The organism is Mesorhizobium monacense, from assembly GCF_056781675.1.
Window position 1 is genome coordinate 4157881 of sequence record NZ_CM165567.1, and the last position, 20643, is coordinate 4178523.

Annotated in this window: 20 protein-coding genes and 2 pseudogenes; 19 read left to right on the forward strand and 3 right to left on the reverse strand. The window is 65.2% G+C overall.

All coding sequences use genetic code 11. The annotated features are described in order from the left end of the window. The first annotated feature begins 1 nt into the window (after window position 1). The 14 genes from AC1RUK_RS20255 (at window position 2) to AC1RUK_RS20320 (ending at window position 13823) form a co-directional block, all read left to right on the forward strand. Window positions 2-1363 carry an ABC transporter substrate-binding protein gene (locus tag AC1RUK_RS20255; RefSeq protein WP_481839242.1) on the forward strand — a complete coding sequence of 454 codons (1362 nt, stop codon included), beginning with the start codon at window positions 2-4 and terminating at the stop codon, window positions 1361-1363. A 3-nt stretch (window positions 1364-1366) separates the two neighbouring features. Beyond that, window positions 1367-2296: a carbohydrate ABC transporter permease gene (locus tag AC1RUK_RS20260; protein ID WP_481840084.1), complete on the forward strand. Its 930-nt coding sequence runs from the start codon at window positions 1367-1369 to the stop codon at window positions 2294-2296. Further along, complete coding sequence (locus AC1RUK_RS20265) at window positions 2293-3129, forward strand: carbohydrate ABC transporter permease (protein ID WP_481839240.1); 837 nt, start codon at window positions 2293-2295, stop codon at window positions 3127-3129. The genes AC1RUK_RS20260 and AC1RUK_RS20265 overlap by 4 nt, the downstream gene beginning before the upstream one ends. 4 nt (window positions 3130-3133) lie before the next feature. Next, entirely contained in the window at window positions 3134-3955 is an 822-nt protein-coding gene (locus AC1RUK_RS20270) for a sugar phosphate isomerase/epimerase family protein (RefSeq protein ID WP_481839239.1), read from the forward strand. A gap of 4 nt (window positions 3956-3959) precedes the next feature. After that, complete coding sequence (locus AC1RUK_RS20275) at window positions 3960-5036, forward strand: Gfo/Idh/MocA family protein (protein ID WP_481839238.1); 1077 nt, start codon at window positions 3960-3962, stop codon at window positions 5034-5036. Then, window positions 5036-5854, forward strand: a complete 819-nt coding sequence (locus tag AC1RUK_RS20280) for a sugar phosphate isomerase/epimerase family protein (RefSeq protein ID WP_481839237.1) — start codon at window positions 5036-5038, stop codon at window positions 5852-5854. Before AC1RUK_RS20275 ends, AC1RUK_RS20280 begins: the two co-directional genes overlap by 1 nt. Continuing rightward, window positions 5854-6687: an alpha/beta fold hydrolase gene (locus AC1RUK_RS20285; RefSeq protein WP_481839236.1), complete on the forward strand. Its 834-nt coding sequence runs from the start codon at window positions 5854-5856 to the stop codon at window positions 6685-6687. Before AC1RUK_RS20280 ends, AC1RUK_RS20285 begins: the two co-directional genes overlap by 1 nt. Then, window positions 6684-7406: a ribulose-phosphate 3-epimerase gene (locus AC1RUK_RS20290; protein WP_481839235.1), complete on the forward strand. Its 723-nt coding sequence runs from the start codon at window positions 6684-6686 to the stop codon at window positions 7404-7406. Before AC1RUK_RS20285 ends, AC1RUK_RS20290 begins: the two co-directional genes overlap by 4 nt. Then, window positions 7406-8443, forward strand: a complete 1038-nt coding sequence (locus tag AC1RUK_RS20295) for an ROK family protein (protein ID WP_481839234.1) — start codon at window positions 7406-7408, stop codon at window positions 8441-8443. Before AC1RUK_RS20290 ends, AC1RUK_RS20295 begins: the two co-directional genes overlap by 1 nt. Next, window positions 8436-9527: an ABC transporter ATP-binding protein gene (locus AC1RUK_RS20300; protein WP_481839233.1), complete on the forward strand. Its 1092-nt coding sequence runs from the start codon at window positions 8436-8438 to the stop codon at window positions 9525-9527. The genes AC1RUK_RS20295 and AC1RUK_RS20300 overlap by 8 nt, the downstream gene beginning before the upstream one ends. Window positions 9528-9911: 384 nt before the next feature. After that, window positions 9912-10901 carry a sugar ABC transporter substrate-binding protein gene (locus AC1RUK_RS20305; RefSeq protein WP_481839232.1) on the forward strand — a complete coding sequence of 330 codons (990 nt, stop codon included), beginning with the start codon at window positions 9912-9914 and terminating at the stop codon, window positions 10899-10901. Next, window positions 10898-11902, forward strand: coding sequence for an ABC transporter permease (locus AC1RUK_RS20310; protein WP_481839231.1), 1005 nt, complete (start codon window positions 10898-10900; stop codon window positions 11900-11902). Before AC1RUK_RS20305 ends, AC1RUK_RS20310 begins: the two co-directional genes overlap by 4 nt. Further along, window positions 11899-12663 (forward strand): ATP-binding cassette domain-containing protein, encoded by a 765-nt coding sequence (locus tag AC1RUK_RS20315; RefSeq protein WP_481839230.1) that lies wholly within the window; start codon window positions 11899-11901, stop codon window positions 12661-12663. Before AC1RUK_RS20310 ends, AC1RUK_RS20315 begins: the two co-directional genes overlap by 4 nt. A 71-nt stretch (window positions 12664-12734) precedes the next feature. Continuing rightward, window positions 12735-13823 carry a Gfo/Idh/MocA family protein gene (locus tag AC1RUK_RS20320; protein WP_481839229.1) on the forward strand — a complete coding sequence of 363 codons (1089 nt, stop codon included), beginning with the start codon at window positions 12735-12737 and terminating at the stop codon, window positions 13821-13823. Window positions 13824-13829: 6 nt separating this feature from the next. On the opposite strand, the pseudogene AC1RUK_RS20325 reads toward AC1RUK_RS20320, so the two are convergent. Then, a pseudogene (locus AC1RUK_RS20325) lies at window positions 13830-14971 on the reverse strand (DJ-1/PfpI family protein). Window positions 14972-15059: 88 nt separating this feature from the next. On the opposite strand from AC1RUK_RS20325, the pseudogene AC1RUK_RS20330 reads away from it, so the two are divergent. Next, window positions 15060-16003, forward strand: a pseudogene (locus AC1RUK_RS20330) (GlxA family transcriptional regulator). A 52-nt stretch (window positions 16004-16055) separates the two neighbouring features. Here AC1RUK_RS20330 and AC1RUK_RS20335 read toward each other — a convergent pair. Continuing rightward, window positions 16056-16325, reverse strand: a complete 270-nt coding sequence (locus tag AC1RUK_RS20335; RefSeq protein WP_481839228.1) for a hypothetical protein — start codon at window positions 16323-16325, stop codon at window positions 16056-16058. A 67-nt stretch (window positions 16326-16392) separates the two neighbouring features. Next, the gene (locus AC1RUK_RS20340) at window positions 16393-17313 is read right to left on the reverse strand and encodes a LysR family transcriptional regulator (RefSeq protein ID WP_481839227.1); all 921 of its coding nucleotides are present in this window, start codon (window positions 17311-17313) and stop codon (window positions 16393-16395) included. A gap of 109 nt (window positions 17314-17422) precedes the next feature. On the opposite strand from AC1RUK_RS20340, the gene AC1RUK_RS20345 reads away from it, so the two are divergent. From AC1RUK_RS20345 to AC1RUK_RS20360, 4 genes are all read left to right on the forward strand, one after another. Then, window positions 17423-18061 carry a DsbA family protein gene (locus AC1RUK_RS20345; RefSeq protein WP_481840085.1) on the forward strand — a complete coding sequence of 213 codons (639 nt, stop codon included), beginning with the start codon at window positions 17423-17425 and terminating at the stop codon, window positions 18059-18061. A 34-nt stretch (window positions 18062-18095) separates the two neighbouring features. After that, a complete protein-coding gene (locus tag AC1RUK_RS20350) occupies window positions 18096-18704 on the forward strand; it encodes an NAD(P)-dependent oxidoreductase (protein WP_481839225.1) in 609 nt (202 codons plus the stop codon). Between the two features lie 382 nt (window positions 18705-19086). Further along, on the forward strand, window positions 19087-19590 hold the full coding sequence (locus AC1RUK_RS20355) for a response regulator transcription factor (RefSeq protein ID WP_481839224.1): 504 nt from the start codon (window positions 19087-19089) through the stop codon (window positions 19588-19590). Between the two features lie 128 nt (window positions 19591-19718). Beyond that, a complete protein-coding gene (locus tag AC1RUK_RS20360) occupies window positions 19719-20360 on the forward strand; it encodes a cation efflux transmembrane domain-containing protein (RefSeq protein ID WP_481839450.1) in 642 nt (213 codons plus the stop codon). Window positions 20361-20643: the final 283 nt, after the last annotated feature.

Here is a 20643-nt window from a genome sequence, read left to right on the forward strand (position 1 = left end):
AATGACTGACATGAAAAAACGGCCGACCGCCGGTTCCAAGCCTGTGGCTCACGTCACGATGCCCGTTGGGCACGTCACGATCGCCGATCGCCGGCAATTTCTCATCGGCGCCGCCGGGCTGCTGGGCGCAGCGGCGCTCGGCACCGGCCTCGGCATTCGCCGGGCTCGCGCCCAGTCGCGCGCCGAAATCAGCTTCGCCAGTGCTGCCTTCTTCGGCAAGGAGACCTTCGGCGACCTGATCAAGGTATTCAACGAATCGCAGGACCGCGTCCTGGTCAAGAATATCGAACTGCCGCCGCCAAGCTCCTCGACTGAGGTCTATCAAGGCCTGGTGCAGCAGCTCGCCCGCCGCACCGGCACGCCCGACGTGTTCAGCCAGGACGTGATCTGGATCGCCGGCTTCGCCGCCGCCGGCTGGGCCTTGCCGCTGGACGAGTACTTACCGGCAGACAAGCGCAGCGAGTACTTCACCGGCACGCTCAACGCCTGTACCTATGGCGGCAAGCTGACCGCCCTGCCCTGGTTCATGGATTCGGGCATGTTCTATTACCGCAAGGACGTGTTGGAGAAGCATGGCGGCAAGGTGCCGGACAACTGGGCCGACATGGCGACCATCGCCGCCGCGGCGCAGAAGGCCGGCGATGTCGATTTCGGCTATCTCTGGCAAGGCAAGCAGGCCGAGGTTCTGGTTTGCGACGCGGTCGAGATCATCACCTCCAACAATGGCGCGATCCTGGCGCCCGACGGCAAGTCGTCGCTGATCAACCAGAAGGAAGCCGTGGCAGCCATCCAGTTCCTGCACGACACCATCGCCACGAACAAGATCAGCCCACAGGACGTGCTGTCCTGGGACGAGGAGCCATCGCGCCAGCCCTTCACCTCGGGCAAGGCGATGTTCATGCGCAACTGGTCCTATGTCTATCCGATCGCGCAGGACGCCAAGGCCTCGCAGGTGGTCGACAAGGTTGGCGTCGCGCCGCTGCCGTCCTTCCCGGGCGGCAAGAGTTCGGCCTGCCTCGGCGGCTACCAGCTCGGCGTCAACGCCAATTCGAAGCAGCGTGAAGCCGCGATCGAACTTCTGACCTGGCTGTCGTCGACCGAGACGCAGCATCGCATCGCGCTGAACTTCGGTCTGGCGCCGACGCGCCCGGCGCTGTTCCAGGATGCGCAGATCAAGAAGGAACAACCGTTCATGGCAAGTCTGGAGAAAGTGTTCACTGGTGCCACGGCACGGCCGATCACGCCGGAATACGCCAAGGTGACGCTGGCTCTGCAGTCCGGCATCTCCAAGGCGCTGGTCTCCGGCAACGTCCAGGCCGAGATGGACGCGCTCGCCGGGCAAATCAACCAGATCGTCGGCTAACCAATGTCCGCGGCCGCCACTGTCACTGGCGCTGGCCGGCCGCGGCTTGGCAAGGCGCTTCCGAGGCCGATCTGGGCCCTGCTCCTGCTGACGCCGGCCTTCGTGTCGCTGGCGTCGGTTTCCTTCTATCCGATCCTCAACGGTCTCTATCTCTCGCTCACCAACACCTCGCTGATTACCCAGGAGCAGGATTTTTCCGGCTTCGCCAACTATACGCAGCTATGGGGCGACGCGCAGTTCTGGAACGCCTGGTGGCACACGATGTGGTTCACCGCGGCGTCGACGACGCTGGAGACGGTGATCGGACTCGGCATGGCGCTGATCCTGTGCGAGGCCTTCAAGGGCCGCGGCCTGGTGCGCGCCGCCATGCTGGTCCCTTGGGCGATGCCCACCGTCGTCACCTCAAAAATGTTCGGCTGGCTGTTCGACGGCCAGAACGGCATCATCAACTACATCCTTTTGCACGCCGGCCTGATCGACCAGAACATCAACTGGTACGGCTCGCCCGACACGGCGATGACCACCATCATCATCGCCGATGTCTGGAAGACGACGCCGTTCATGGCGCTGCTGCTTCTGACCGGCCTGCAGACGATCCCCAATTCGCTGATCGAAGCGGCGCGCATGGACGGCGCCAAGGGCTGGGTCACCTTCTGGCACATCCGCCTGCCGCTCTTGATGCCGACCTTGCTGATCGCCGGACTGTTCCGCGCGCTCGACGCCTTCCGCGTCTTCGACCTGGTCTATGTGCTGACCGGCGGCGGCCCGGCCAATTCCACCGAGACGCTGTCAACGCTCTCCTACAAGGTGCTGTTCTCGACGCTGCAGTTCGGCTACGGCTCGGCGGTCTCGACGGCGATGTTCGTCACCGAAGGCCTCATCGCGCTGGTCTTCTGCCTCTACCTGATGCGGCAGATCAGGAGGGCGCAATGAACGAGACGCGCTCGCCGCTGCAGAGCTTCGCCATCTATCTCGGCGCCTTCCTGATCCTGGTCTGGTCAGGCGGCCCGTTCATCTGGCAGTTCTCGACCTCGTTCCAGCTCGACAAGGCGCTGACCTCTGGCTCGCCGTCGCTGATCCCGCATCCCTTCACGCTCGAGCACTATTACAACGCCTTCGTCGAGAAGCAGCTGCACCGCTATGTCTGGAATTCGCTGGTGGTGTCGCTGGCAACGACTTTGCTGTGCCTGGTCGTAGGCTCGCTCGCCGCCTTCGCGCTCTCCAGGCTCAACGTCAAGGGCCGCTTCGGCATCCTGATGGTCATCCTGTCGGTGTCGATGTTCCCGCAGATCGCGCTGGTCGGGCCGCTCTATCTGGTGGCGACCAATCTTGGCCTGCTCGACACCTATACGGCACTGATCATCACCTATCTGGCGCTCGGCCTGCCTTTGGTCACCTGGGTGCTGTTCGGCTATTTCGAGACGCTGCCGCGCGAGATCGACGAAGCGGCGCGCATGGACGGCGTCAGCGTGCCCGGCCTGCTCTGGCACATCATCCTGCCGATGTCGCTGCCCAGCCTGGTGACGACCGGCCTGCTCGCCTTCATCAGCGCCTGGAACGAGTTCCTGTTCGCGCTCGCCTTTACCTCCAACATCGACCGCCAGACGATCCCCGTCGGCATCGCCAACTTCACCAACCTCTATTACGTGCCCTGGGGCGACATCGCCGCCGCTTCGGCGGTCGTCACCGTGCCCTTGATCGTGCTGGTGCTGTTCTTCCAGCGCCACATCATCGAAGGCCTGACGCAGGGCGGCATCAAGGAATGAAAGGATGATCGTGAAAGACCTCAAAGTCGGTTGCCAGACCTTTACCTGGGAGATGCTCGGAGACCGGTTCACCGGCGGCCCCGACGACCTGCTCAAGGCGATCGCCGACGGCGGCTATGCCGGCATCGAGATCACCGACACGATGATCGGCCGCTATGCCGGCAGACCGGCGGAGTTCGCGACCGCGCTGAAGGCGTCCGGGCTGACGCTCGTCTCCTTCGCCTTCGGCTCGAAGAGCGGTTTTACGCTGAAGGATGAGATCGGCGCCGACCTCGAGACGGCGAAGCGCTGGATCGATTTCGCTGCCGCCTTTCCGGGCGCGCTTGTCTCGATGGGCTCGGCGACCGCCGTCTCCGACGGCCCGCGCGACGACAAGTTCACTATTGCCGCCGAGGTCTACAACAGAGCCGGCGAACTTGGCCGCAAGGCCGGCGTCCAGGTCGCGGTGCATCCGAGTTCGCACCACAACACACTGTTGTTCGACCGCGCCGACTACGACCGCATCTTCGGCCTGCTCGATCCGTCGCTGGTCGGCTGGGTGCCCGACACGGGCCACATACTGCGCGGCCACAGGGACATGGCCGACACACTGACCACCTATCGCGACCGCATCCGCTATGTGCACCTGAAGGACGCCGATGCCGGCGGCACCTGGGCGATGCTCGGCAAGGGCGTCTGCGATACGGCAAAGGTGATCGAGATCGCCAGTGCCGCGCCCAACTTCAACGGCTGGCTGGTGCTGGAAGAGGAATCCGAAACCGCCGCCGCCGATCCGGCCATAGCTGTCAAGACCAACCGCCAGACCATGCGCAGCTACGGAGCCTGAGACGATGATCCGCAAGCAAGACCGTCGCCTTCGTGTCGGTGTGCTCGGCTGCGGGCCGATCGCCCAATTCGCCCATCTGGAATCCTGCGTGAAGGCCAGCAATGCCGATCTCTACGCGATCTGCGACGCCGCTCCCGACCTGCTCGCACGCATGGGCGCGACCTATGAGCCGGAAAAAATGTATGGCGACTACGACGCGATGCTGGCCGACCCACAGCTGGAAGCGGTGATCGTCGCCACCTCGGATGCCTATCACGTGCCGATGTCGATCAAGGCACTGGAAGCCGGCAAGCACGTGCTGTGCGAGAAGCCGATCGGTGTTTCGGTCGAAGAGGGCCAGAAACTGGCCGATGCGGTCAAGCGCTCGGGCAAGGTGCTGCAGGTCGGGCACATGAAGCGTTTCGATCCGGCGCTGGAAGTGGCGCGTGATTTCGTCCGCGACGAGATGGGCGATATCCTGGCGCTGAAGGCCTGGTACTGCGATTCCACCCATCGCTACACCAACACCGACGCGGTGCAGCCGCTGCCCGTCACCAGCAAGCTGGCAAGGAAGCCTGCCGGCAATCCGAAGGCGGATCTCAGGCAATATTTCATGCTGGCGCATGGCTCGCATCTGGTCGACACGGCACGCTTCCTGTGCGGCGAGATCGTCGCCGTACGCGCCCGCCTCAACGAACGCTTCGGCGCCTATTGCTGGTTCGTCGAGACGGAGTTCGCCAATGGCGCGCTCGGGCATCTCGACCTCACCGTCGCTGTGCGCATGGACTGGCACGAGGGTTTCCAGCTCTATGGCGAGAACGGCTCGGTGATCGCGAAGACCTTCAATCCCTGGTATTTCCGCGCCAGCGAGGTCGACATCTTCCACGAGAAGGACGCGACCTCGCGCAAGCCGCTCGGCGCCGACGGCCATTTCTTCCGGCGCCAGCTCGAAGGCCTCGCCGAGACGGTCCTTGACGGCAAGCCGATGCGTGGCGCCAACGTCGATGACGGCCTTGCCTCGATCCGAGCCATGGTGGCGATCGCCCGGTCGGTCGAAAGCGGCGAGCGCGTCGAGATCGCCAGCGTCACGGGAGCGGTCTGATGCAAATCGGGGTGTTCGCCAAGACCTTTCCTGGCAGCGAACCGGCCGGCGTGCTGGCCGCGGTGCGCGATGCGGGATTTGCCGTCACCCAGTTCAACCTGGCCTGCGCCGGGCTGCCGTCGATGCCGGATGCGGTTCCGGACGACGCCGTCGGCGCGATTGAGGCCGCCTCCAATACTTCCGGCGTCGCCCTGGTGGCGCTGTCCGGCACCTACAACATGGCGCATCCGGACAAGGCCGTGCGCGACGACGGCCTGCGCAGGTTGGCGGTTGTGATCGAAGCCGCCGCCAAGCTTTCCACGCCGCTCGTCACGCTGTGCACAGGAACCCGCAACCGTGACGACCAGTGGGCGCACCACCCCGACAATGCCGATCCCTCGGCGTGGGCCGACATGGTGCGCGAAATGGAAAAGGCGTTGCAACTCGCCGAGCGCCACGGCGTCGATCTCGGCATCGAGCCCGAGCAGGCCAACATCGTCACCTCGGCCGGAGACGCCATGCGCCTGATTGCCGAAATGGGCTCGAAGCGGCTGCGCATCGTGCTCGATCCGGCGAACCTGTTCGAGCGGGCGGATACCGCGCAGGCCCGCGCCATCGTCACCGCCGCCATCGAAACCACGGCCGGCCATGTCGCCATGGCGCACGCCAAGGACCGCTTCGCCGACGGCCGCTTCGCCACCGCCGGCCAAGGCGTCGTCGACTTCGCCGATTTCATCACACGGCTCAAGGTGACAGGCTTTGACGGTCCGTTGGTGACGCATGGGCTTTCGGCCGAGGAAGCGCCAGAAGTCGCCCGCTTCCTGAAAGGGCTGCTGTGATGAAGCGCCCGACGACCTTGCTCCGCGATGACGCCACGCTGCGCGTTTCCGACGCGGGCGACGGGCTGGCGGTTGTCTTCCAGCATGGTCTCGGCGGCGGCGAGGCGCAGGTCGCACAGTCCTTCCCCGCCGGCGTCGGCCTGCGGCGCCTCACGCTCGAATGCCCCGGGCATGGCGGCTCGGCGCTCGGCAGCCGCCGGCCATTCTCCTTCCAGATGTTCGCGGACGATGTGCTTGCCGCCGCCGACCAGGCCGGCCTCGAACGTTTCGTGGCCGGCGGCGTCTCGATGGGCGCGGGAATCGCGCTCCGCCTCGCCTGCCGCCATCCCGACCGCGTCGCAGGGCTTGTCCTGGTGCGGCCGGCCTGGACCTTCGGCAAGGCACCGGCGAACATGCGGCCGATCGCCGAGGTCGCCGGCCTCATCCTCGATCATGGAGCCGATAAAGCGCGGGCGCTCTTCGCGCAATCCGAGACCGCCGTGCGGCTCTGTCGCGAGGCGCCCGACAATCTTGCATCGCTGTTCGGTTATTTCGACCGGCCGGACGCCATGGCGTTCGCGCAAGTGCTTGCCGACATCGCCGCCGACGGACCGGGCGTTTCGGCCAGGGATGCCGAGGCCCTCGACATTCCGGCTTTGGTCATCGGCAACGCGATGGACGCCGTGCACCCGCTGTCCGCCGCCTATACGCTGGCGGCCGCCATTCCCAATGCCATCTTTGCCGATATCGCGCCCAAGGCGCGCGACAGCGCGCGGCATTTCGCCGAACTGCACGCCGAGATCACGGCCTTCCTTCACGCCCACGCCAACTTCCGGAGCCTCATTCCGTCATGACCACCAAACCCCTTTCCGGCCCCTCGGCAATAGCTGCCTTGCCGCGCAACAGGCTGATCGGCGAGTTCTCGCTCTGGTCGGCCGATCTCGCCAATATGGAGCGCGACCTGAAGCGCATCGACGCCTATGTCGACCTGCACCATATCGATGTCGCCGATGCCCGCTTCACGCCGGGCTTCCTGTTCTTCCCCGACCTGGTGGCGCGGATCGCCAAGCTGACGACAAGGCCGATCCATGTGCATCTGATGGTCGAGGCCGAGATCGTCGAGGAGCAGACGCGCCAGTTCATCGAGGCTGGCGCCGACCTGATCAGCGTGCACGCCGAAAACGGCGAGGCTGGCCTGCGCGCCGTGAAATTGGCGCATGAGCTTGGCGCCGAGGCCGGCGTCGTGCTCAGGCTGGAAACGCCTGTCAGCGCTGTTGCGCCCTTCCTGCCCGAAGTGGCATTCGTGACGCTGCTCGGCACCTCGATCGGGGTCAAGGGGCAGAGCCTGTCCGACCAGGCCTGCCCGCGCCTGATCGAGGCTCGCGCGCTGATGAGGAAGGCCGGCCGCGAGGCGGACATCGTGCTCGCCGCCGATGGCGGCATCCGCCACGAGACGGTGCCGCTGCTGCGTGCCGCCGGCGCCGAGACGGTGGTTCTGGGCTCGCTGGCCTTCGGCGACCCGGATCTCGCGCAGCGCATGGCCTGGCTGCACGGACTGAAGGTCGCCGCCTGATGAGCACGCTTGCGCTTGCCTTCGATCTCGGCGGCACGGAGCTGCGCGGCGCGCTGGTCGAGCGCAGCGGCGACGTCATCGCCCGTGTTTCGGCGCCGACGATGGCGGGCGCGGGATCGGAGGCGGTGATCGGCCAGATCATTGCGCTCGCCGGAACCCTGCTGGCCGAGCATCCGCAGGCAAAGGTGGTCGGCATCGGCATGTGCGCGCCGGGGCCGCTCGATCCCAAGGCGGGGATCGTCATCGGGCCGCCGACACTGGCCGGCTGGCACAACGTGCCGCTGATCGACATTCTCAGCCGGCAATTCGGCCTGCCGGTGCGACTGGAGAATGACGCCAACGCGGCAGCCCTCGGCGAATGGCGCTTCGGCGCCGGCCGCGGCGCCGGATCGCTGGTCTTCGTCACCGTGTCGACCGGCATCGGCGGCGGTGTGGTGGCCGATGGCCATATCTATCACGGACGGCGCGGACTGGCGGCCGAGATCGGCCACATGACGATTACCGGCGAAGGCGAGCGCTGCTTCTGCGGCGCCGTCGGCTGCTTCGAGGCGGTCGCTTCGGGAACGGCGCTCGGGCGGCGCGCCACGAAGCTCACCGCGCCCGGCGACGGCTCGCTGCTCCGGCAACTGTCGAATGATGGTGACGTTTCGGCCAGGCATGTCGTCGAGGCCGCGCGCGCCGGCGATACCGCCGCACTCGATCTGGTCGAGGCCGAGGCGAAGTGGCTGGGCATCGGCTTCACCAATCTGCTGCATCTCTATTCGCCCGATCTGATCGTCATGGGCGGCGGTCTCGCCAACGGCTTCGACCTCCTGGCGCCGCTGATCAGAACCACCGTCGAGACACGGGCCATGCAAGCCTATCGCGGCGTGCCGATCGTGCAGGCCGAGCTCGGCGACCGCGCCGGGCTGGTCGGCGCGGCAAGCCTGATCCTGTGGGAGGGCGAGCCGGGCACGGCGCTGGCGATGGTCCAGGATGAAGAGACGAAGAACGGCGCCGGCGACCAAGCCGGCGCCAGGGAGGCAAGCCATGGCTGAGCTGAAGCTGCGCGGCGCGCGCAAATCCTATGGATCTGTCGAGATCATCAAGGGCATCGACCTCGATGTCGAGGACCGCGAATTCGTGGTCTTCGTCGGCCCGTCCGGCTGCGGCAAGTCCACGCTTCTGCGCATGATCGCCGGCTTGGAAAAGATCAGCCACGGCGACCTGCTGATCGATGGCGTGCGCGCCAACGACATCGACCCTTCCGAGCGCGGGCTGGCCATGGTGTTCCAGTCCTACGCGCTCTATCCGCATATGAGCGTGGCCGAGAACATGGGCTTCGCGCTGAAGATCGCCGGCGTTCCCGTTCAGGAGCGGGAGCGCAAGGTGAAGGAGGCTGCCGACGTGCTGCAGCTTGCGCATCTTCTCGACCGACGGCCGAAGGCGCTGTCGGGCGGCCAGCGCCAGCGCGTCGCCATCGGCCGCGCCATTGTGCGTAATCCCAAAGTGTTCCTGTTCGACGAGCCGCTGTCCAACCTCGACGCAGCGCTGCGCGTCAGCATGCGGCTGGAGCTGATGCGGCTGCATGAGCAGCTCAACGCGACGATGATCTATGTCACCCACGACCAGATCGAGGCCATGACCATGGCCGACAAGATCGTAGTGCTGAACGGCGGCTCGATCGAGCAGGTCGGCTCGCCGCTCGAACTCTACAACCGACCGGCCAACATCTTCGTCGCCGGCTTCATCGGTTCTCCGAAAATGAATCTTTTGAAACTGAAGGTCGACTCGACCGGAGCCGAAGGCGTCACTGTCACCTTGCCGGGCGGCCAGACGCTGACCGTGCCGGTCGAGGCGGGCGCGGTCAAAGCCGGCGACGAGCTGCTGCTTGGCATGCGGCCGGAGCATCTGCGCGTCTCGCAAAGGGGGCCGTTCAAGGGACAGGCCATGCTGGCGGAACGGCTCGGCGGGTTGACCATCCTGCATGTCGAGATCACGCCCGAGCTGACGCTGGTGGTGCAGGCCGAAGGCGGCGACACGACCCCGCTGCACAGCCCGATCGCGCTCGATATATCGCCCTCGGTTTGCCACCTGTTTCGCCCCGATGGCCCGGCGCTGCCGCCGTTGCGTCCGGCCTGAGCTGAGTTCTCCGACAATAATGAGACGTTAGCGGGACAGCCCCTCTGTCCGGCCGGACAGAGCGACGCAAGCGCTTGTTCTTCATCGCTGCGTTCTTCGTCGCCCTTCCTGCTGCACCGCAGCACATCAAAACGCACTGCACACCACTTTAATTCTTGACGCGTGTCAAATTTTTCTAAAACATGCGGAAATGCTGGCAAGGCATCGGCCAGCGCTCTGGGAGGAGCAATGCCTGACACAGAAGAGACCCGAACCGGGGTCGCAACCCGCGCATCAACCGGTCATCATTTTTCCAACGCAGGCGCCGGGGTCGCTTGTGTCCTGTCAGGCATGCCGTTCGCAGAAAAACGAGCCGACAAACAGAAATCCGGAGGAGGAAGACACATGCGCATGTTCAATTGCCTGACGCTCGGCGCGGGCCTGCTTACAACGACACTGGCGATACCAGCCCATGCCGAAGACGCGGCGAAGGTCGCGGCCATCGTCAAAGGTCTCGACAACCCGTTCTTCCAGTACATGCAGAAGGGCATCGAGGAGCAGGCCAAGGCAGACGGCGTCGGCGTCACCGTGCAGGCGGCCGCCAATATGGGCGACGCGACCGGGCAGGCGGACCGGCTGACCGCCATGGCCATGCAGGATTTCGATTGCTATTTGGTCAACCCGATCAGCGTCTCCAACCTGGTGCAGGCGCTGGTGCCGGTCGCGCAGAAGAAGAAGCCGATCGTCAACATCGACAGCACCATCGACGCCGAGCAGGCCAAGGCTGCCGGCTTTGCCATCTCCACCTACATCGGCACCGACAACGTCGCCGCCGGCGCGCTGGCCGGCGAAGAGATGCTGAAGCTGGTTCCGAACGGCTCCAAGGTCGCCCTGGTGGCGGGCATCGTCGGCGACGTCGGTAGCAACGCCCGCATCAAGGGCTTCAAGCAGGCCGTCGAAGGCAAGCTCGAAGTTGTGGTTATGGTAAGCGCCGACTGGGATCGCGAGAAGGCGCTGACCGCAGCCACCGACATCCTGGCGGCGCACCCGGATCTCGCCGGCTTCTTCGCCGCCAACGACATCATGGCGCTCGGCGTCGAGCGCGCCGTGCAGACATCGGGCAAGGACGTCAAGGTGATCGGGCTCGACGGCATCGTCGATGCGCTGAAATCGGTTGCCGCGGGCGAACTCTCCGCCACCGTCGCCCAATATCCGTACGTGGTCGGCGCCATGGGCGTGGAAGCCTGCAAGGCGGCGGCGATGGGCAAGGAATTGCCCGCCAACGTGCCGGCGCCGGTGCTCCTGATCAACAAGGACAATGCCGAAGCCTCGCTGAAGAACTTCCCGGCCCCCGGCGGCGACTATCCCGATCCGTTCCGCGAGATGTTGAAGTGATCACACCGGAACAAAACGCGCCCGCTCGAGTGACGGCGGGCGCGGCGGAGGAGAGCCGCCCCTCCCTGTCGGCTCTCCTCCTTGATCCTTCCTTCTGGGCCGACTGGGCATCGGTCGTCGGCCTGGTCGGCCTCGTCATCGTGTTCGGCATTGCCCAGCCGGTCTTTCTCAGCGTCGCCAATCTGCAGGCGCTGCTCTTGGCGGCGGCGATCCTGGTCGTGCTGTCGATCGGCCAGACCTTCGTCGTGGCGACCTCCGGCATCGATCTGTCGCTGGCGGCAGCCGTCATGCTCGGCGCCATCATCCTCGGCCTGGTCAACGCCGCCGGCTATGGCATTTTCCTCGCCTGCGTGCTCGCCGTCCTTGCCACCAGCGCGGTGGGCTTTCTCAACGGCCTGCTGATCACCGCCGGGCGCATTCCCGACTTCGTGGTGACGCTCGGCACGCTGTCGGGCATCACCGGCCTCGGCCTCATCCTGTCGGGCGGTGAACCGACCATGGTCGGCTCGACCTTCCTGCTGCGCCTGGCATCGGGTCATTTCGGACCGTTCGGCTATCCGGTCTGGGTGGCGATCGCGGCCGTCATCGTCGCGCATACCGCGCTCTACCACACCCGCTTCGGCGTGCATCTTCTGGCCACCGGCGGCCAGACCGAGAGCGCCAACGCGCTCGGCATCCGCACCAACCGGGTCAAGGTCGCCGCCTATACGATTTCGGGTTTCTGCGCCGGCATCGCCGCAATTCTGCTGGTGGCGCGCATCGGCTCGGCCGAGCCGCTGATCAACACCAGCCTGCTCTTGAATTCGGTGGCAGCCGTGGTGCTGGGCGGTGTCAGCCTGTTCGGCGGCCGCGCCAGCATCCTCGGGCCGGCGATCGGCGCGCTGATGCTCACCGCTCTCGTCAACGGGCTGACCCTGCTCAGCGTCTCAGCCTTCTACCAACCGCTCGCCGTGGGTGCCATCGTGGTGTTGGCGGCGCTGATCATGCGGTACCAGAAATGAGCGCCGTCCATCACATCCCCTCGGCCGAAGCGATCCTCGCCTGCGAAGGGCTGAGCAAGCATTTCGGCGGCATCCGCGCCTTCACCGACGTCGCCTTCCAGGCCCGCCGCGGCGAGGTCACGGCGGTGATCGGCGACAATGGCGCCGGCAAGTCGACGCTGATCCGCTGCCTGGTCGGCGTGCACGTGCCGGACGGTGGAGAGATCTTCTTCGACGGCAAGCCGAAGCCGTTCGGCAACCCCGACGAGGCGCGCAAGGCCGGCATCGAGACGGTGCACCAGAACCTGGCGCTGATCGACGAACTGACGGTGGCACAGAACCTGTTCCTCAACCGCGAGATCGTGCGCCGCATCGGCCCCTTCGCGCTGCTCGACCGCAAGGCGATGAAGACGCAGGCGCGCGCCATGCTGTCGCGCCTGTCGATCAACATGCCTTCGGTCAACCAGCGTGTAAGGCGCCTGTCCGGCGGGCAAAGGCAGGCGATCTCGATCTGCCGCGCCGCCGGCTCCGGCGCCAAGCTTGTCGTGATGGACGAGCCGACGGCGGCGCTCGGCGTGCAGGAGACGGCCAATGTCGAGGCGCTGATCCGGCGGCTGCGCGAGCAAGGCGTCAGCGTCATCCTGGTCAGCCATAATTTCGATCAGGTGCGGCGCCTGTCCGACCAGATCTGGGTGATGCGGGCGGGCAAGATCGCGGCGACGGTGCGTGCCTCGGAGACTTCAGGCAATGAGCTCGTCGCGCTGGTCACCGGCGCGGCGTGAACGGCGACCGACGATGAAATCAATGGCTGGCCGTCGCGGCCGGCCCCAGGCTTGAAATAGGGAGTTTGCGAGTGGCACCAATCCGTGTCGGACTTGTGGGTCTAGGCGAGGTCGCGCAGTCGATCCATCTGCCTGTATTGGCGGACCAGCGCGACCGCTGGGTGATCGCGGGCGTCCATGACGTCTCGCCGAGCCTGGTGGCGCTGTGCTCGTCCGAGTATCCGACGGCAAAGGCCTTCGATACGGCGGAAGCGCTGATCAATTCACCCGACATCGACGCGGTCTTCGTGCTGTCGTCCGACGACACGCACAGCCGCTTCGTGCGCGCCGCGATCGCCGCCAACAAGCACATCCTGCTGGAGAAACCCGCCTGCCTGACGGTGCGCGAGATCGACGAGCTGCTGGCGCTGACGACGAGTTACGCAAAGACCATTTTCGTCGGCTATATGCGCCGCTACGCGCCGGCCTATCTGGCGGCCAGGGATGAATTGCCTGCCCACGCCGACATCACCCATGTCCGCATCTTCGACCTGATCTCCGAGGGCCGGCATTTCCTGAAGAAGAGCCAGAACATCCTTTATCCCAACGACATTGACCCGGCGCTGCTGGCGCGCGGCGCGAAAGAACGCGACGCGCTGATCCGCGAGGTGGTGGGCGCCGATGCGCCCGCCGACCTTGTGCGCGCTTATCGTGGGCTGACGGCGCTCTCCTCGCACCATATTTCGGCGATGCGCGGACTGCTCGGCGAGCCGGCCGGCGTGATCGCCGCGCACCGCACCAATGGCGGCGCGAACACCAGCGTGACCTTCGACTATGGCCATTTCGCCTGCCTGTACGATGCGGTGGTCGACAATCTCGGCCTGTTCGACGCTATGATCGAGGTGCGTTCGAACACCAGACGGGTGCGTATCATCTACGACACGCCCTACATCCGCAGCTTGCCGACGCGGCTGGAAGTGATGGAAGCCGGCCCGCTCGGCCCGGTGACGAAGACTTTTGGACCGCTCTATGGCGACGCCTTTGCCAACGAACTCGAGACCTTCCACCGCCACATCACGGACGGCACCAAGCCGCAGACCGACCTCGCCGACTCGCGCCGTGATCTCGCGCTAATGGCGGTGATCATCGAGCGGATGAAGGCGACCGGCGGACGCGCCTGAAGCCATCTACGGTTGTTCGGGATATTCGAGCTGCATGGCAACGAAGTCCGTCGTGCGTGCGCCGTAGCGGGCAGAAATATCGCGAAGCGCCTGGTCGAGAGCCTTCGACGGCCGCGGATCGACCATAGAAGGAACCAGGCGTTCGCCGGGCCAGTTCGCTGCGACCTGGTCGGGCAGGATGCGAAGGCCGTTGCGGCTGACGATCGCACCGTGCTTTGCGGCAAACGTCACCGCGCGGGAGCGATAGGTTCGCGACCAGGCGTCCGCGACCAGCGCCAGAGACACCTCGTCCATGTCCGGGGTCAGTTCGATGCCGAGCTGCTCGTGACTGAGGACGGCGAGCGTGTTGCCGATCGCCGTCAGCGCGAAGGGACGGGTGAATGTGAAGGGGGCGCTGGCATGCCGCGCATCCCAATGCGCGAGGCCGAGATCACGGCCAACGGCTTCGGCCTTCTCCCGCCCGGCCATGGCCTCTATCAGGGTCAGCATCATCGGCATCGACGCGGTGATCCCGGTCGTCGTCGCCACGCCCTGATCGACGACGAAGCGTCGGTCGGCGACATAGTGGATCGTCGGATGTTTTTCCCGAAGCTCGTTCAGCGAATACCAATGCGCGGTCGCCCTTTTGCCATCGAGCAGCCCGCTTGCCCCGACTACCTTGGCCCCGGCGCAGACGCCGATGACGGTGGCGCCCTTGGCTGCCTGGCTTCTGATCCACTTCAGCACATCGGCATCGTCGTCCCGCATCATGGCGGGAACGATGACGTAATCGGCGCCTTCGGGTGCTGTGCGTCGAATTCGGCCACCGTCGCATCCGGCTCGACCTGCAGCGCCGGGAACAGTTTGACCGGTCCAGGCTTGGTCGCCAGCGCAACGACATCGGCGACATCGGCGCGCCGCAGGATGCCGTAGGGCATGAGGTAGTCGGTGGTTTCGGTGGCGTCGTTGATGCCGACGATCGCAATCAACGGCCGCTGGCGCTTCGGTGGCTTCAACGCCGCGACGGTCGCCTCCGCCTCCTGGCTGTCGATCGCCGGCGGAACGGCCGCCAAGGAAGCCGAAGGCAGCGACAGCAGCCATGCGGCCCCGACCGCCAGCAAAAGCAGGACGATGCCCAGGCCGCTCCACACCACGATGCGCAAACTCATGATCATGCTCTCCCGATCGAGCGACTTGACGTTCAGCCTAGTGCCGTTACGCTTTGTCCGAAATGACATATATCGGGCGAAAACTGCCATGCTGCGGAAGATCGGCATCATCATCCACCCCGGGTTCCAGCTGCTGGATGCGGCCGGGCCGGCGGCGGCATTCGAGATGGCGGAGCACTTCTGCCCCGGAAGCTACGCTCTCGATATGCTGGCGCCCGGCGGCGGCGAGATCGAGAGCTCGTCCGGAATGCGGCTAGCGGCCCGGCCGTTGTCGGCCGAGGAGCCGCTCGATACCGCCATCATCTCCGGCGGCGAGATCATACGCTCCATGGCGGCGGCCGAGCAGATCGTCGCCTGGCTGCGGAACACAAATGCGCGACGGACAGCAAGCGTGTGCACGGGCGCCTATCTGCTGGCGGAAGCGGGATTGCTCGACGGCCGCCGCGCCACCACCCATTGGTGGAGCACGGACGATTTCGCCCGCCGCTATCCGAAGGTGCGGCTCGACGCGGAGCGGATCTTCATCAGGGACGGCGGCGTCTGGACCTCGGCAGGCATCTCGGCCGGCATCGACCTGGCGCTCGCGCTGATCGAAGACGACCTCGGCCCGGCGATTGCGCGCCGCGCGGCGCAGCAGCTCGTCGTTCATCAGCGCCGGCCGGGAGGCCAGTCGCAATTCTCGGCGCTGGTCGACCTCGGCGGACGGACAGGCCGCTTTGTCGAATTGATCGAGTGGATGAGGACAAAGCTCGCCGAGCCGCTGACGGTGGAGCGCCTTGCCGATCGAGCGGCGATGAGCCCTCGGCATTTTGCACGCGCGCCTTCGCGGCCGAGACCGGCATCACCCCTGCCAAGGCCGTGGAACGTCTGCGGCTGGAGAGTGCTCGCCTGGCGGTCGAGACCAGTCACACGCCTCTCGATCGCATCGCCGAGGCCAGCGGCTTCGGTGACCCGGGGCGCATGCGCCGTGCCTTCCTGAGAGCCTTCGGCCAGCCACCGCAAGCACTCAGGCGTGCCGCGACCAGAAGCTGACGCCTGCCGCGTCCTGACGAGAGAGCGGTGTCGCCTAAGGCTTCTGTGGCAGCTACTTCCCGCAATGGTGATCGTTGATCTTGTTCAGCGCATTCGCGTCGGGTCCTACCCTTTGGTAGGAGCAGGGTTCGCCGCCTGTCGTGACCAGCTGCTTGTCATAGTAGCGCGGGCCGCCGAAGAGGATGTCGATGATATCGTCATCGGCGGGAACGTAGCGTTCGGGTTGAGGCTGATGCTCGCGACTTCCAGCATATGCCGCGCCGGAAATGCCGCAGGCTACCCCGAGAACGAGCGCGCAGATCGCAAAACGTTTCGTCGTCATCGACTATGCCTCCTGGCCGTTGGGATTCCATCATATCTCCAAAATCGCCAGCTGAACAAAGGTTTCCTTAGCGACCCGGGACAGAGCCGCGCGCACGCTTCTTCTCGGCCGCCACCAGCATATCGACGAAGGCGCGCACCTTGGCCGGCCTGAAGCGCGCCGGCGGGAAGACGGCATGGATGCCGCCGGTCGGCAAGGTCCAGTCGGCGAACATCCGAACCAGCCTGCCCCCGGCAATGTCGTCGCTGACGCTGTAGTCCGGAAAGATGCCGAGGCCGATGCCGGCCAGCACGCAGGCCTTCACGCCGGGGGTCTTGTCGCAGCTGACGACCGGATTGAGCTCGGCCAGCACCGTCTCGCCGTCCTTCGAAAACAGCCATTGGCCGATGCCGCGCAATTGGGCATTGCCGACCCAGGGCAGCGACTTCGCCAGCCTGGGGCCGGTATCCGCCGGCAGCCGGGCGGCGAGGTCCGGGCTTGCCACGACGAATTGCTGCAAGGTCCCCAGCCGCCGCGCCAGATTGCTGGAATCGGCGAGCCAGCCGACGCGGATGCCGAGATCGATCTCTTCGTCGACGAGATTGCTCACCGCGTCGTCGAAGATCGTCTCGACACGCATCCTGGGATACTTCCTCAGGTAGGCGGCGATGGTCGGCGCCACCACCATCTCGCCATAGTCGAGCGGCGCGGTCAGCCTGAGCATCCCGGTCGGCTTCGCCGCGCTTTGCGAGATGTCGCCATAGGCTGCCTCGGCCTCGCGCAGGATGATCGCCGCTCGGTCGTAGAACAGACGCCCCTCCTCCGTCGGCGTGACGCGCCGCGTCGTGCGCCGCAGCAGCGATGCACCCAGTTCCTGCTCGAGCTTGCCGACCTGGTGGCTGACCACCGCCTTGGCGACATCGAGCCGATCGGCGGCAGCGGTGAACGAGCCGGTTTCCACCACCGTGGTGAAGTAGACGAGCCGGTTGAGGTTCAGAAGGTCGGTCATCGGTCAATTGTCTGATTTGATCAGACAGTTTGTATGATTGATCGATGTTTTTCGCAACCAGGCGAACTGCCATCTAGGTCCGAGACAAAGACACCCGGACCAGCCTGTTATGACCGATGCCACGGTGACCTATCTTTTCGATCCGCTCTGCGGCTGGTGCTACGGCGCCACGCCGATGCTGGACCGGCTGGCAGCGAGCGGCATTACGCTGACGCTCATGCCGACCGGTCTGTTCTCGGGCGCCGGCGCGCGGCCAATGGATGCGGGTTTCGCCGCCCATGCCTGGGACAACGACCAGCGCATCGAACGGCTGAGCGGCCAGCGTTTTACGCAAGCCTATCTCGACAAGGTGCTGAATGTTCGCGGCACCCTACTCAACTCGAGCGCCGCCACCCTCGCCATCACCGCAGCCGGCCTCGAAGACCCGCGCCGACGTCTCCCGGCGCTGAAGGCGATCCAGCATGCCCGCTATGTCGACGGCCGCGACATTGTCACCGTGAACGGCGTGGCGGACGTGTTGGCCGATGCCGGCATGGCGGATGCGGCCGAGATGATCAAGACGCCGACCGATGCGCTGATGACGGCGCGTCGCGAGCTGGTCGGCCGTGGCCGCGCGCTTTTTCAGCGATTGCACGCCAATGGCGTTCCCTCGCTCGCCGTCATCCGCAACGAGGCGCCGCGCCTGATCGGCGCGAATGCGCTGTTCGGCAGCTACGACAATCTCATCGCCCATATCCAGGCGGCCTGATCCTCCTCCTCCCCAAGCAGAAAGGAAATTCCCCATGAAGATCGCCCTCATCGGCGCGTCCGGCCAGGCCGGCTCGCGCATCCTGAAGGAACTCTCCGACCGCGGCCACACCGTCACCGCTATCGCCCGCAACCCGGAAAAGATCGCCGCGCTTCCCGGCGTGACCGCCACGAAGGGCGATGTCTTCGACAAGGATGGCCTCGCCGCCCTGATCAAGGGCCATGACGCCGTGATCAGTTCGGTGCATTTCCTGGCCAGCGACGCCGACGGGCTGATCGCGGCGGTGCGCGCTTCCGGCGTCAAGCGCTATCTCGTCGTCGGCGGCGCCGGCAGCCTCGAGGTCGCCCCCGGCAAGCGCCTGGTCGACACGCCCGAATTCCCGGCCATCTACAAGGCCGAGGCCCAGAAGGGCGCCGACTTCCTCGACACGCTCAGGGCGATCGACGATCTCGACTGGACCTTTCTCTCGCCGTCGGCGCTTTTCATCGCGGGCGAGCGCACCGGCCAGTTCCGTCTCGGCAAGGACAGCCTGCTGGCGTCCGAGAACGGCAGCAGCATCTCCTTCGAGGACTACGCCATCGTCATGACCAACGAGATCGAGACACCCAGGCACATCAGGCAGCGCTTCACGGTCGGCTACTGACGGGCGGATCGGGCCTCGCATCCGGCCCGGAAACAAGCAGGCGGGCGCTGCCACGGCAGCCTTGGCGGCGCCCGCCAATACATGAGCGTGCGAGACGATTGCCTGACCTGGCACGCTCATAGGTTTCAGTATAGCCATGGTTATATTAGTGATTTCTTGACAATCTTCTAAAGGTCTGGTTTCCTGTTTTCGGGCATATTTAGACAAGTTCGTTGCGTTTTTTACGGACGGTGTTCGCATGTCGACTTTGGTTATTGCGGACCCGCGGGGGGTGTATCTCGCCGGTCTGGAGTGGGTTCTGCGGAAGGCCGGACACAGTGTTGTCGCCGAGTGCCACCGCGCTATAGACGCTCTCGCGCAAGTGGAGCGTCACCGGCCTGATATGGTCGCCATCGGCGTGGATATCGCGGATCCGCAGACGGCCGCTCTTTCGTCGCGGCTGAGAGCCAGCCACGATGCTCTCGGCATCATTTTCATCCTGCAGCCAAACAGCCGATTCGACATCAAGGCGATACAGGCGCTCGACGTCGACGGCCTGTTGCTGGACGGCATCAGCCATCGCTATCTCGTCGAATGCGTGAATGCGGTGGCGGCAGGCAAGAAGTGGATCGACAACAAGATCGTCCAGCAGCTGCTGATGTCGAAATCTCAGCATCAACTCACGACCAGGCTCACCGGGCGTGAGACGGAAATCGCCGACCTCGTCTCGCGCGGCCTGCGCAACAAGACCATCGCGCAACAGCTGAATGTGTCCGAAGGCACGGTGAAGATGCATCTGCATCATGTCTACGCCAAGCTCAACCTCGGCGGCAGGGCGGAACTGGCCTGGGTGGCGCACGGCAAAGGCGCCGACCGTCCGGGAACGGACCACACCAGCCTCAACTGACCATCGCTTGCAACCGGCACCGACATGGTGTCGGCACCGGGCAGTGTCTCAGTTTGAAACTTGAAGCCGCGCTTGTCGCCTACCAAGGCCATGCCCTATATGCTTAGCGGAAGGCAGGGGCGTTGAACATGGGCGCAGCGTGTTGCGGGCATCATCATGACGAAGCCAAGCAAAAGGCCGATGCCGGCTATAGGCGTGCGCTCTGGCTTGTATTGGCGATCAATGCTGCAATGTTTGCCGTCGAGATCGGCGCTGGCGTAGCGGCTGGCTCTGCCTCACTTCAGGCCGACGCGCTCGATTTTCTTGGCGACGCTGGCAACTACGCTGTCAGCCTTTTTGTGGTCGGCATGGCGCTTCGCTATCGCGCGAGCGCCGCGCTGATCAAGGGCGCGACGATGGGCTTGTTCGCGGCCTGGGTCATTGGCATTGCCATCTGGAACACTGTTCAGGGCACCTTGCCGGGAGCCTTCACAATGGGCACCGTGGGCACTGTCGCCTTGCTGGCGAATGCCGCATCATTCGGTCTGCTATGGGCCTACAGGGCTGGTGACGCGAACATGCGTTCCGCATGGATTTGTACCCGCAACGACGTTCTAGGCAACCTCGCCGTCCTGCTTGCTGCCGCTGGCGTCTTCGGAACCGGCTCCGGCTGGCCTGACATTGTTGTCGCGGGCATCATGGCCGCTCTGGCGTTACACGGCGCCGTCACCGTCATCAAGCAATCGCTCGCCGAACTGAGCACCGGCCGCGTCTTGTCGCCTGCCGAGTAGGCAGACGCACACGCCAACCGGACCTAAGGTCAGAAGCGCGCCGCCACCTGATGGCATCGGCCCCTGACGCCAGCGCCATCGACGGCTTGATCTATCGAAGGATGTATATCGTTCGATCAGGTACGGGCATTAGCCATAACACTATCGATTCGAGAATGGACGCGTCCTTTCCATCGGCAGCACAATGAAGTCGAGGGCCGCGTTTCAAGGACGCGACCGGATGCACTCGGGGTGTTGCATTCCGGGATCTGGGGGGCCGGATCCCTTTTCCTGAAGCGTTTTG